Below are 13,645 nucleotides of genomic sequence, written 5' to 3' on the forward strand. Positions count from 1 at the left end.
ACCCTTCTACCCTTATCAGTTATCGCTACTGCTTTTACCGTTAGCTAAATTCTATGCTATGGTCAGATGACTGCTTCAATATAACAGTCTTTTATTCGCGGTATGAATACGTTTGTAAAAATACATCTTGACCACTCAACCAAGATGGCTTGATAACCAAAAGTGATGTCATTCTATGAAAAACCTCCTTTTTCTCTACCCGCATCATATCGATTACGAACAATCGATATAAAGACAGCTGATGGTACGGCGCTACCCATATCTGTCATTGGGAATGGTAAACCCATCATGATGATGCATGCTTATGGCATGGATGCGCGTGAGTTTTTACCTTTTATACTGCCACTAATGGGTAAATATGAATTTTACTTGCCGCATTTCCGAGGTTTTGGTGCTGCAAAAGATATTGAGTTGACGCAGTTTGATTTCGTGCATCAGTACGCTGAGGATATTGATACAGTGATTGAGCACATCTGCCTGAGGCGTCACGTAGAGTCATTACCTGTGGCCGCGATTTCAATGGGTGCGCTCGTCATGTGGTCTTATTTTGAGCGTTTTGGTACAGCCAGAGTCAGTCGCTATCTAAATATTGATCAAAGCCCTGTGATTCACAATCAACCAGATTGGCAAGGCGGGTTGTTTGGGGATCGGCAAAAAGAGAGGTTTGCCGTGTTTCAAGAAATTGTCGATAGGACACTACCGTATGCGCACGTTGAACACTTTACGCACTTGCCGTTTTCTCTCAAACGCCATGTGACAGATGTCGAAAGATTGTTTTCTTTACTCTCTGTCAGCCGTCCACGTTCAAAAGCTGTCGTACAAGCACTTACTCATCAAAACGATCATAAGCTGGCATTTTATAATCACCAAACCTGGCAACACAAAATGCGCTGCCTGCAGGCGTATCTCGCCATACCTTATGATTTTCGGGCAGTTATAGAAAACGTCACCATCCCAGTGGTCAGTCTCATTGGTGGTCAATCAAAACTCTATGATCCCAATTGGCAGCAAGAAATCACATGTATGCTACCCAATGCTCGTGACGTCATCCTACCGCGCTCAGGACATGCCGTCCCTATGGATGAGCCGATTGGTTTTCATAAGGTGTTAAAGAAGTTTTGTGAGAATGATTTACGAGTCGCAACCAAAAAGCGACTTAGTAAAGTCGCTTTTTTAGGAGATGCTGCCAAGTTCAAGAGTTAATCCACTAGGGGTTTTATCAGCTCAAATCTAGGCACTTCTGTGCCACTACGCATCACAGTTTCAGCAAACATCGACAGCGGTCGTACCCATACGCCGTACTCACCATAAAGACAACGATAAACGACTAAGGCTTCTTCGGTTTCTGAGTGCTGCGCGGTATGCAATACTTGGTAAAGATTGCCTTTATAGTGTCGGTAAATGCCTTGGGGTACCGAATTTTGATTTTTTTGAGACATAAACCACTCATTTATATTGATAATTAAAAGATGCTTTGTACTTTTGCTGCAAGCTTGGGTTTTATACCCGCCCATTCAGAATAGACCATACTATACATCACGGTATCTGAAATAACGCCGTCACGGCGTACTCGATTGCCACGAATCACACCATCCCTTTTTGGCACCTAAGCGCTCGATGGCTTGTTGTGAGCGATGATTATCGACATCTGTACGCCAGCCTACGGTTTGATATTGTAGCGTTTCAAATATATAAGTGAGCAGTATGAGCTTGCAGGTGGTGTTGACATGCGTGCGCCAGTAAGATTTGGCATACCAAGTATAACCAATCTCTAATCTTTTGGTAGTCGGCAAAATGTCATGGAAGCTGGTTGAGCCAATCGCTTTACCAGTACGCTCATCAATGACGGCAAAAGCTTGCCTATCCGTCATTGAATCTGCAACATTAATATAATCCATGACCTTGTCTGGCTCAGGTATAGACGTCTCGTTTATCTGCCACAGCGCACCATCTTGGCAAGCTTCAATCAAGTCAGTGGCATGAGCGAGCGTTAATGGCTCAAGGGTAATGTCATTGCTCGATAAGGTAACCCGTTCTAGCATTTATCTCTCCTCAAGCCATTATTGATGTGAGCAAGCGCTTAAGCAATCGTCACTTTTGCATAAGCCTTTTTACCAGCTTGAATCACAACTGTTTGACCTGAGGTTAAGCTAAAGCCAGCATTGACCACCCTCACCATCGACTTTGACTGCATTGCGCTTGATCATGTCTTTTGCCGCTGCACTATTCTTAGTCAAACCTGCTTGGTTTAATACCTGTGTGATAAACAAGGCTTCTTGACCCTCTTCAAGCGTCAATGTCACTTCTGGCAAATCAACGGGCAACTCACCATCTGCTAGGACATTGCCTGCTGATTTATGCGCGTTGGCAGCGGCATCCGCATCATGGAAACGCTCAATCAATTCTTCGGCTAGGATACGTTTGATTTCTTGTGGATTACGACCAGCTTCCATTTCCGCCATCAAGGCTTCGATTTCGTCCATTGGCTTAAAGCTCAAAAACTCAAAATAGCGTTGGATTAAAGTATCTGGCATCGATAGAATTTTTTGGTACATGGTGCCTGGTGCATCATAGATAGCAACATAGTTGCCGAGCGACTTAGACATTTTATTGACACCGTCCAAACCTTCTAAGATCGGCACCGTAATACACACTTGCGGCTCTTGACCATAACGGCCTTGCAACGTACGACCCATCAATAAGTTAAAGGTCTGATCTGTACCACCTAACTCAACATCCGCTTTTAGGGCGATAGAATCATAGCCTTGTACCAATGGGTAGAGGAACTCATGAATTGAGATAGGCGTTTGCGATGCGTAACGTTTCGAGAAGTCATCGCGCTCAAGCATACGCGAGACCGTCTGCTGGCTCGCAAGCTGAATCATATCAGCGGCGCTCATGTCACTGAACCACTCAGAGTTGAAGACCACGCGGGTTTTTTCTTTGTCCAAGATTTTGAATACTTGCTCAGCGTAGGTCGTAGCATTGGCTTTGATTTGCTCATCAGTCAATGGCGGACGCGTGCTATTTTTACCAGAAGGGTCACCAATTTTAGCGGTGTAGTCACCGATTAGAAAATAAATCTCATGACCCAAATCTTGAAAATGCTTGAGTTTATTGATCAGTACCGTATGACCTAAATGCAGGTCAGGTGCGGTCGGGTCAAAGCCTGCCTTGATACGTAGCGGACGGTTGAGCTTTAGCTTAGCCACTAAGTCGTCTTCAGATAATATCTCTTGCGTACCGCGCTGAATTAGGGCCAGTTGTTCTTCTAGGGTGTAGGTTTGATCGGTCATGATGCTCTCTATATATCGCTTGAATTGGGATTTTTAGGAATATTGGTTACTGGCGCAACCCCTTATGACGTTTAGCAGCTCAAAGGGTTAGAAAAAATGCTAGAATTTGACGGATATACTAGCGTTTTTTAAGGTAAATTGCCATGACCAACCCCGCATCCATTGCTGACACTGAACACAATGCTATCGCCGACTTACTTATGAATAATGGTTTGGGTAATGGCTCAGACGATATTGATGATTTGACCGATGATAATTCGAACTATGCCACACTGACCGACGCGCTTGGAGCAAACGGTGTTTGAAAGCTTCGATGATGGTTTATATATCGGCATGATGTCAGGCACCAGTTTGGACGGGATGGATGCGGTTATTTGTCAGTTCAGTAACGACATGGCTGATAAAGAGACTACCAACAAAGAAAGCATCAGTAATAAAGACAGCACCCAACCGCCAATGCAGCTGCTGGCGACGTATAGTCAAGATTTTCCACCGCGATTGCGTGAGGTCCTATTGGCATTATGTCAGCCCAATGGTGTGAATCAACTCGTACCAGAGGCCGATGAGCCAACTAGCGAGCTTGACTGGTTTGGTTGGGCAAGCCGCGAATATGCGGAATTTGCCAGCGAAGTAGTCAATACCTTATTACAGCAAGCAGATATCGATGCTGAATCAGTACTGGCGATTGGCTGTCATGGGCAAACGGTACGCCATCGTCCACAGATGGGTTTTAGCTTGCAATTGGTCGATGCCAATATCATCGCTGAGCGTACAGGCATTAGCGTCGTCAGTGACTTTCGTCGCCGTGACATGGCCGTCGGTGGTCAAGGTGCGCCTTTGGTACCTGCCTTCCACCAAGCACTGTTTGGCGCATCTGATGACACACGCGTGATATTAAATTTGGGCGGTATTGCTAATATAACCGTCTTGCCTGCTGATGGAAAATATCAGGTTGTTGGCTACGATACGGGACCTGCCAATTTATTGTTGGATGCGTGGACAGCATTGCATAATGATAATAGCTATGATGCGAGCGGTGCTTGGGCGCAGTCTGGGAAAATTATCGAGCCACTACTCGAGCAGCTGTTGGCACATCCGTTCTTTACTCAGCCTCATCCAAAAAGCACGGGTCGCGAAGTTTTCAACTTAGCTTGGCTACAAGATGAGCTACAAACATTCGATCAAACTTCTGTCTATACCCACTACTCATCTGCAGATGTACAAGCCACTTTGACTGAGCTAACTGCCATGAGTGCAAGCGCGCAGATCAATAATTTTATAACTACTGATAAAAATAGCTCGGTGTCTGTCTGCGGTGGCGGTGCTTTGAACGATTATCTGATGACGCGTCTGCAAGCCCATCTACCCCACTCTACAGTGATGACCACAGATCATTTAGGGCTGGCACCAACATGGGTAGAGGCAGTCGCTTTTGCTTGGTTAGCCAGACAAACATTGATGGGTGAAACTGGTAATCTACCCGCTGTAACTGGTGCCAATAAAGGCGTGGTATTGGGGCAAGTTTGCTTTGCCTGACCAGTTAGATTTTAGTTTACATACGTGCACCAATGTGTTTTATAATAACTTTAAAAACGCCATCCTCTTAGGACCCGTAAGTATAGGACATATCGCATGAGCCAACACAGCACTTCACCTATCGACCAAGCCACCAATGATGACACAAATAATATGACCGCAGCTCCTGTATACAAATCGCGTCAAAAACCGCCTCATTATGAGCGCTCTGATGATACGCGTGTGGTGGTGACTGGTATGGGTGCCATCACCCCACTTGGTCTAGACGTGGATAGCTCATGGACCAAATTGCTCAATGGCGACAGCGGTATCTCACCGATCACCCATTTTGACGCGACTGGCTACCGCGCACAAATCGCAGGTGTGATCAAAGATTTCGATGCCAAGCAGTACATGAGCGCCAAAGATGCGCGCCGCTATGATGAGTTTATACATTACGGGATTGCAGCGTCTTCTATGGCATTGAAGAATGCAGGGTTTATCGATGAAGTCAGTGCCACTGATGCACCTGTACAAGGGGTTGACCAAGATCGCTTTGGTATTATCTTGGGTTCAGGTATTGGTGGTATCCAAACCATCGAAAACAGCCGAGATACCCTACGTGAAAAAGGGGCTGCCAAAGTCTCACCCTTTATCATTCCAGGCTCTATTGTCAATATGGCAGCGGGGTTGGTCGCGATTAAACACAATTTAAAAGGTCCAAATCTTGCGACATCAACGGCTTGTACCACTGCCACTCATGCCATGGGTTTAGCAGCACGCTTGATTGCTTATGGTGATGCTGATGTCATGTTGGCTGGCGGTAGTGAAAAAGGCTCAAGCCCACTTGGTATAGCAGGCTTTAGTGCCATGCATGCCCTCTCCACACGTAACGATGAGCCAACCAAAGCATCACGTCCGTTTGATAAAGGCCGTGACGGTTTTGTACTGGGTGACGGTGCTGGTATGATCGTCTTAGAAAGCCTTGCTCACGCCAAAGCGCGCGGTGCCACCATACTGGCAGAGCTGGTCGGGTTTGGCATGAGCGATGACGCGAGCCATATTACCGCACCACCAGAAGATGGTAGCGGCGCTGCAAAAGCCATGCGCAATGCCCTCAATGATGCTGGGATTGAACCCGCAAGCGTCGGTTACGTCAATGCGCACGGTACCAGTACCCCTGCAGGTGATGTCGCTGAATCAATTGCTATCGAAACCGTATTTTCGCCAGTGAAAGACAGCATTTTGGTGAGCTCAACCAAATCTATGACAGGACACCTACTTGGTGCAGCGGGCGGCGTAGAAGCCATATTTACGGTGCTTGCCCTACAGCATCAGCACGTACCACCAACGATTAACCTAGAAGAGGTAGAAGACAACTGCAATCTCGACTATGTGGCCAACCAATCACGTAAAGTCGATAACCTGCAATATGCTGTATCCAACAGCTTCGGCTTTGGTGGTACCAATGGATCCTTGATATTTGCACGCTGGCCTACCAACCACTAATAGCCAAAAGCCTATCGTGCGATGCGATACCGCTTTATCGTATGCTCACTTTGTCGCTTCGCTACTTTGCCACGTTGTAACGTTGGTGTCAGTTTGGCTACGTTTGTCCACTTGCAGCCCCTTATCGTACTTGCGTATGATAAGGGGTAATTTTGGAACATTTATGGAAGATACCATGTCAAGCTACTCATTTTCCCATCAGTTTTATCAGCGCTGGACGTGTGCACCTGAGACCGTACGCGCAGCCATTACCCAAGAGCTAAAAGACATCACGACCCTACTACAAGCAGAGACTGTATTTGAGAGCTTTGAGTTCAATACACATGATTTGGATGCGTATGTGGATGAGCTGTATGACAACTATAATGCCGAGCAAGCCATTGCCAAAGCGATCATAGACAAACAAGAACAAGAACGCGCGGCGGCTGAAAAGCAGCAGTTGGAAGAAGCCCAGAAGAAAGAGGCCGAAGAGACGGCGCGCAAAGCAGAAGCAGCTCAAAAAGAACAAGAAAAAAATGAGGAGCTGGCTGCAAATAAAACCCATAATAAAAAAGACAATCTAACCGAACAAGAGGCTATAGACGATGCGGTGGATCACCTAAAAACTGAGAAAGTCAGCACGGGCGCAGCAAGTGGTGAGAATAACAACAGCACTGACAGTCAGACGATTAGCAAACAGGATGCTACCCTGAGTGATAAGCCCATCAAAAATATACCAGACAACGCCAATACCACGATCAACTTGGTACTAGAAGACAGTGAGCTGGATGCGACGGATCATACACTGATTCGTGAGCTTGAGAGTCAAATCGACGACTACTTGAGTGAGCAAATGATGCTGATGTCGGAAAACCTAAAATCTTGGCTACGTGCCGAGATGACACAGCATTTCAGTGAGCAAAACGCGCCTGCTCCTACTAAAAACGCCTCTACAAAAAACATTCACTAACGGTAATGCACTATCTGTCCTGAAAAATCAGGCAGCATAAACCGCGAAAAGCTCCGTAAATTATTTACGGGGCTTTTTAATGTTTGCTTGAAAATTATTGACCTTGTTTTATACCACTTTCAAAAACGTAAGTAACAAGGCAAACAAGCGTAGGTACTAGATCCAGTAGACTAAGCGAATTTGACACCACTCATTATATTACTTGAGCTAGGTACTAGATGGCTTTGGTACGTTCAGTCAACCACTCAAGGGCAGCGCCTTCCACTCGATCATTCAGCTCAGCATACACTTGGCTATGATAGCTATTTAACCAATCAATTTCGACTTGATCCAGTAGTGATGGCTCAATCAGACGCGTGTCGATTGGGCAATAAGTGATGGTTTCGAAGTGTAAGAATTGACCAAACTCTGTCTCAGTAGGGCTAGGAACTGGTGTATTCACAACCAAGTTTTCGATACGGATACCCCATTTGCCCTCGCGATACAAACCTGGCTCATTACTTGAAATCATACCGACTTTCATCGCACGCTCTTTTGATGTGCTGGCGCTATAAGCAATGACTTGCGGGCCTTCATGCACATTTAAGAAATAACCAACACCGTGACCAGTACCATGACCATAGTCCATCTGAGCTTGCCACAATGGGGCGCGGCAAATCGCATCAATCAATGGGGAGGCAATACCATCAGGGAAGTGAGCACGAGCGAGCGCAATATGGGCTTTGAGTACGGTCGTAAAGTCACGTTTGTGCTCAGCGGTAACTTGGCCAATACCGACCACGCGAGTGATATCTGTCGTACCGTTTTGGTACTGAGCACCTGAGTCAATGAGTAGTAAACCACCTTCACCCTCAGCCACATCAAGATAGCTAAACTGCTCTGGCGTTGCGCGGTAATGCGGTAATGCCCCATTTTCATTGAAACCCGCGATGGTTGGAAAGCTTGGCGATACATAATGCGGCTGACGGCTACGCACCTCTATCAGCATACTATCTACATCCAGCTCACTCAGGCGCTCGCCTGCTGCTAGACGCTGCTCAAACTCAGAAAAGAATTCAGCTAAAGCCGCACCGTCTTGACGCATTGCCTCACGCACATGATCGATATCTGAGTCAGACTTGACAGATTTGAGCAGTGTACTCGGTGCCATTTGCTCAACAAAGCCAATATCGTCTGCCATTTTGGAGAGTGTCCCAACAGCAACTTTATTTGGGTCTAACAGTAATAAATCTTCTGGTGTTAATGAGCTTAATGCATCCTGTACAGCAGAGTAATCAGCCAATGTGATACCGCTATCTTTTAGACTTTGTGCAATATCTTCGCTCACTTTATCGGTATCAACAAATAACGTTGCGCTGTCTGTATCAATGAGCATATGTGCTAAGAACACTGGGTTATAATCAACGTCAGCACCGCGTAAGTTCGTCAACCAAGCGATGTCATCTAAGCTTGAAAGTAAATGATGGGTCGCACCTACTTTTGCCATGCCTGCGCGTACTGCCGCAAGTTTTGCAGTCGCAGACTGCGCAACAAACGGCTCATCATGTGCATACAATTTGGCATCTGGCAGTGCTGGACGATCTGTCCAAACGCTCGTCAATACATCACGTTCAGTGATCAAGGTAATATCATTGGCATCAAATGCCTTCAATAGTCGATCTTGCTCAGCGATAGAGAGCACATTACCATCAACTGCCACGCTATTTCCTTCTTGCAAATGATCGGCCAGCCAGTCGATATGATTTGGTTGACCAGGTGCCAGCTTCTCCAACGTGATACCCGTACCCTCTAGCTGCTCAGCGGCATGTACCCAATAACGGCTATCCGTCCATAGACCAGCAAAATCAGCCGTCACGACAAGCGTCCCTACTGAACCCGTAAATCCTGATAGCCACTGACGGGTTTGCCAATACTCTGGCAAATACTCAGACAGATGTGGATCGGCAGAGGGTATGATGATCGCAGTGAGGTCTTGAGCCACTAGTGTTTTGCGTAGCGTATCGATACGCGCTTGGATGATTTGTTTGTTCATTGAATGTGTCCTTATTTATTTTAGATAAATTATTTAGAAATCGAGAGGTGAGTAGCAACTATGAATAGTCGTCTTATTAGATGCTGCTTGATAGTATTGCAGTAGAACATAACTAGATGTTTGGGCAGAATGTAGGCTTTCAATAGCCTAAAAAATATCTCACTGATTGAAATAATAAAACGTGCTGCCAGTTATGGTAACACGTCTTATCATGAGTTATGGACTGATTCTACGGGCATGATAGAGGATTTGCATACACCAGTTATCTGTCTTTATTGGCTTACCTCGTCAGCATGCTCGCTTTTTTGCAGCATATTATTGATAGGCTTGGCCAATACCAACAGTATCACAGCAGAGACTACCAAGAAGATCGTCATGGTAGTAAACAAGGTCGGCAAACCTTCGATTTTGTCCGCTGAGACATGACCACCAAAGAAGGCCGCAACCAAGTTACCCATCGCAATAGAAGCAAAGAACAACCCCATCATCTGACCTTGCATGCCTTTTGGTGCAAGCTTGGTCATTGATGACAGACCTACCGGGCTAAGCGCAAGCTCGCCAAGGGTCAATAACAGCAGACTTCCCACCAACCATAAAGGCGATGCTAAGCCAGCACCAGGCGCTAAGATGCTTTTTGAGGCAAAAATCATCAAGGCAAAACCAGCGGCGGCAAGTAGCATACCGAGTGCAAATTTCGCCATGCTGCTCGGCTCAAGACCTCGGTTACCCAGCTTGACCCAGATAATACTAACGATAGGCGCCAATATTAAAATAAATAGTGGGTTCAGCGACTGAAACCAAATGCTTGGTATTTCAAACCCCATAACATTTAGATCCGTATAACGATCGGCAAATAGGTTAAAAGAGGTTGGCTGCTGCTCAAAACTTGACCAAAATAGCGTCGAGCCAATGATTAAAATAAAGCAGATCAGCAAGCGCAGTTTGTCCGTCTTATCCAACCGCGGTGAAATAAACATAATGGCAAAGTAAAGGATGACGACGGCTGCAATGATATAGGTCATATACTCCGCCACCATCTCAGGATTGAATGACACCATACCCGTAGAGATTAACAGCACCGCAGCGACCAACAATGCAACAAAACCACCTACCCAACGGCCAATGTTTTTGTAGCGATCATTGGATTGCTCCCACTCGGCATCGACACCTTTGGCCTGCGCATAACGCGTCAAGTTCTTGCGGGCGATAAAGCGGTAGGTAAGCAAGGATACGAGCATCCCTAAACCACCAACGCCAAAACCGACGTGCCACATGCCTTTTTTCTTTGAATACGCCAACGATGAGCGCCGCCAAGAGTGCGCCAATATTGATACCCATATAAAATAAGGTAAAACCGCCATCACGGCGAGAGTCACCCTTAGGATACAAAGCCCCTACCATTACCGAGATACAGGTCTTAAATAGCCCTGACCCCAAAACGATACAGATCAAACCGACGAAAAACAGCGTCATACCAAACATGGCAGAAAGCGCAATACATAAGTGACCAAGGGCAATCACAATACTACCCCACCACAGGGCACGCTCTTGACCCAGCCAGTTATCTGCTAGCCAACCGCCCGGTACGGCTGCCAAATATAATGAACCAGCAAAAATACCATAGATAGCAGAAGCCGTGACTTCATCAAACCCAAAACCACCACTACTTACTGTTGCTACCATAAATAGCACGAGTAGCGGACGGATACTATAGTAAGAGAAACGTTCCCACATCTCAGTAAAAAACAACGAGCGTAATGGCGCAGGATGACCCATAAAGCCATTGTCTAGTGCTTGCAGCTCAGCCGCACTAGCTTCTGATTTTGATTGTGTACTCACAACTTTATTCCTTTAAAGGTTATTTTGGTAATGACCAAATGCCTAATTATTCCGATAAGCGGTCATATAGGCGGAACATTGTTTCACTTGGTTATACCCAAGTAAAGAAAAAGTTGGCTAAAACTTACACAAACACCACAAAAAAGCTCGCTCTCAATCCCAGAGAACGAGCTTTTTTGTGGTCTTCAATGCAGTCCTATCGTATTGATATTACTGCTAGTAGAGACTTTAATAACCACTCACTTAAGAGTCGTTTTTTGCTATATAAACAATAAATTGCAATGTCAAAATTACTGCGCTACTGCTGTGTCATCAGCGGCGGTGCCAGCATCCCCAGCATCTAAGTCACCATCCGCTTGCTCAGCAGTTAAATCAGCATCGGCAACAGCCGCTTGGCTTACTGTACCAGAAGCGGTCGCTGTACCTGCTTCTGCAGTGACGACTGCACTATCTGCATCTGTCGCTGGGGTGACGGTTGCATCTGCAGCCGTATCAGGTGCTGCTGCATCTACTGGTGCTGTTTCAGCATTTGCTTCAGCTGGGGCAGCAGCGTCTTCGGTAGCAATGGCTTCTGCCTCATCAGCCGCTTCTGATGCTTCCGTTGGCGTCGCCGTGATGTGCTCGCCTGCTGGACGCAAAAACGCAGAAATACCAATAAGTAAGACAATACCTAAAAACAAGGCAATGCCACCTAGAGTGTATAACAGCTCTTTTTTTGGATTGTTATTGACGATACCTTCTGACATACCTTATCCACCTTGCACAAAATATTTGAAATATTGACCTATTATATCGCAATTTATACTGATTTGTGAAAACCCTTAAGTATTTAAAGGGTTTATTATCATCAATTTTACTATTCGCTTTTAGCGTTGATGACAGTTATTTACCCAAACGTACTAACTTCTTAGGACGCTTACCCAAGTAACTCAGTATCAGCAGTAGCGCCATAATAAACAAAATAGGATATTGGCCAAAACGCATAAACGGCGTATTACCAACGCGCGCCTGTATATTACCGCGTAGTACGGTGCGCTCAAACTGCGGAGCACGCGCTACGATGCGACCTTTATGGTCGATGATAGCTGTCACCCCGTGTTGGTCGCACGCATAAACCAGCGACCATTTTCGAGCGCGCGCATCTGTACCATCTGTAGATGCTGTAGCGGGCCTGCCGACGTACCGAACCACGCATCGTTTGAGATGGTCAATAAAAGTCTGTGCCAATCGCGTTTTTGCGCGTGGTATCTGGATACGCCACTTCATAGCAGATAGCAGCGCCCAAATTATGACCGCGCACTCGTAGCGGTGACTGTTGGTCACTACCGCGGCTATAACTCATGATGTCTTGGCTACCTGCCAGATTTGGCAGGATATCAAGCACCCTTCAAACGGAATATATTCACCAAAGGGCACGAGGCGCTGCTTTTGTACAGACCCTCTGCTTGAGCGCCTAACGCTACCACACTATTATAAAACGGCGCATATTTATCTTTACTGGCATCAAACGCGGCTTCGTCCTTATAAGGGATGCCCGTCACCCATGCCGTGTCCGTCTCTTTGGCCATTTTGACCATTTCATTGATAAAACCGACCGCTTCTGTCTGAAACATCGGAATCGATGACTCAGGCCACAGCACAAGGTCACGCCCCACTCATCGCGAGTCAAGGTTGCGTAGATTTTTAGGGTTTCTATTTGATACTCAGTAAGCCATTTTAGATCTTGCGGGATATTGCCTTGAATCAAAGACACTGATAAATCAGGCGTGCCTTTTGGTTTGGTCCACTGCGGATTGATCAACCATAGCGAGCAGCTAACAACCAGCAAAGCTAACGACGGAATCATATAGCCTGCGCGGCGACGCAATAGCTCAACGACGCTGGCTCCCAATAATACCGCCACAAAGAAACCGCAAACACCCCTGCAACAGGCGCCAAGGATGACAACCAATATTGCTCCGTAAATGCATAACCGACAAACAACCAAGGAAAGCCTGTGAATAGCCACGTTTTCATCCACTCTTGAAGTATCCAGAGCGCAGCAAAGACAAAGGCTGTTTGCCAACCACTCGATTAAAAATCAGCGCCAAAAGCCATGGAACAACCCCATGCCAAGGCCCATCAGCGCAATCATAATCAGCGCAAGCCATACGGGCGTCGAACCATAGACATGGATAGATGTGTACAGCCAAAACGCACCCACACACCAAAGCCCCGTCCCATAGGCTTGACCGATTAGAAAGGCGCGGCGACCTGTCATCTCCGGCATCAATAGCGCATACAAAATAGCGGGCGATACCAAAGCGATGGGCCAAATACCATAAGGCGCGAGCGCAAGTGTGAAAGCGCCTCCTGCCAGCAAAGCAATCAGTACCGTCAGTCCCAGATGTAAGCCTTTTGGCTGTTCAGGGTTCAGGCGTTTTTGTAAATCAACAGTAGACAGACGCATAGCAGTTATCCAAAACCATATTTTTCAAAATTTTACAGCTCAGCACTGAGACAAAA

The 13,645-nt window shown here is 46.3% G+C and carries 9 protein-coding genes and 3 pseudogenes; 5 read left to right on the forward strand and 7 right to left on the reverse strand.

Features of this window, described 5'->3' with window-relative positions; translation table 11 throughout:
- Positions 1-288: 288 nt before the first annotated feature.
- Positions 289-1,203, forward strand: coding sequence for an alpha/beta fold hydrolase (locus PKHYL_RS15235; protein ID WP_240365525.1), 915 nt, complete (start codon positions 289-291; stop codon positions 1,201-1,203).
- Here PKHYL_RS15235 and PKHYL_RS15240 read toward each other — a convergent pair.
- The 3 genes and pseudogenes from PKHYL_RS15240 to tyrS form a co-directional block, all read right to left on the reverse strand.
- Positions 1,200-1,439, reverse strand: a complete 240-nt coding sequence (locus PKHYL_RS15240; protein WP_071002855.1) for a DUF1653 domain-containing protein — start codon at positions 1,437-1,439, stop codon at positions 1,200-1,202. The two genes, PKHYL_RS15235 and PKHYL_RS15240, sit on opposite strands and share 4 nt — an antisense overlap.
- 120 nt (positions 1,440-1,559) lie before the next feature.
- On the reverse strand, positions 1,560-2,042 hold the full coding sequence (locus PKHYL_RS15245; protein WP_332835904.1) for a GNAT family N-acetyltransferase: 483 nt from the start codon (positions 2,040-2,042) through the stop codon (positions 1,560-1,562).
- A gap of 38 nt (positions 2,043-2,080) precedes the next feature.
- Positions 2,081-3,296 (reverse strand): annotated as a pseudogene (tyrS, locus tag PKHYL_RS15250) (tyrosine--tRNA ligase).
- Between the two features lie 143 nt (positions 3,297-3,439).
- Here tyrS and PKHYL_RS15255 point away from each other — a divergent pair.
- The 4 genes from PKHYL_RS15255 to PKHYL_RS15270 all read left to right on the forward strand — a co-directional run bounded on the left by PKHYL_RS15255 (position 3,440) and on the right by PKHYL_RS15270 (position 7,269).
- A complete protein-coding gene (locus PKHYL_RS15255; protein ID WP_240365526.1) occupies positions 3,440-3,601 on the forward strand; it encodes a hypothetical protein in 162 nt (53 codons plus the stop codon).
- Entirely contained in the window at positions 3,594-4,832 is a 1,239-nt protein-coding gene (locus PKHYL_RS15260; protein ID WP_240365527.1) for an anhydro-N-acetylmuramic acid kinase, read from the forward strand. The genes PKHYL_RS15255 and PKHYL_RS15260 overlap by 8 nt, the downstream gene beginning before the upstream one ends.
- Before the next feature lie 153 nt (positions 4,833-4,985).
- Positions 4,986-6,320 (forward strand): beta-ketoacyl-ACP synthase II, encoded by a 1,335-nt coding sequence (gene fabF / locus PKHYL_RS15265; protein WP_071003747.1) that lies wholly within the window; start codon positions 4,986-4,988, stop codon positions 6,318-6,320.
- A gap of 163 nt (positions 6,321-6,483) precedes the next feature.
- Positions 6,484-7,269, forward strand: a complete 786-nt coding sequence (locus tag PKHYL_RS15270) for a hypothetical protein (RefSeq protein ID WP_071002851.1) — start codon at positions 6,484-6,486, stop codon at positions 7,267-7,269.
- A 214-nt stretch (positions 7,270-7,483) separates the two neighbouring features.
- On the opposite strand, the gene PKHYL_RS15275 is transcribed toward PKHYL_RS15270, so the two are convergent.
- From PKHYL_RS15275 to lnt, 4 genes and pseudogenes are all read right to left on the reverse strand, one after another.
- Positions 7,484-9,301 (reverse strand): aminopeptidase P family protein, encoded by a 1,818-nt coding sequence (locus PKHYL_RS15275; protein ID WP_071002850.1) that lies wholly within the window; start codon positions 9,299-9,301, stop codon positions 7,484-7,486.
- A 272-nt stretch (positions 9,302-9,573) separates the two neighbouring features.
- Positions 9,574-11,077, reverse strand: a pseudogene (locus tag PKHYL_RS15280) (peptide MFS transporter).
- A gap of 353 nt (positions 11,078-11,430) precedes the next feature.
- Entirely contained in the window at positions 11,431-11,886 is a 456-nt protein-coding gene (locus PKHYL_RS15285; protein ID WP_240365528.1) for a hypothetical protein, read from the reverse strand.
- Between the two features lie 136 nt (positions 11,887-12,022).
- Positions 12,023-13,589: pseudogene (lnt, locus tag PKHYL_RS17815) on the reverse strand (apolipoprotein N-acyltransferase).
- Positions 13,590-13,645 lie beyond the last annotated feature (56 nt).

This window comes from Psychrobacter sp. KH172YL61 (assembly GCF_007182895.1).
GTDB lineage: Bacteria > Pseudomonadota > Gammaproteobacteria > Pseudomonadales > Moraxellaceae > Psychrobacter > Psychrobacter pacificensis.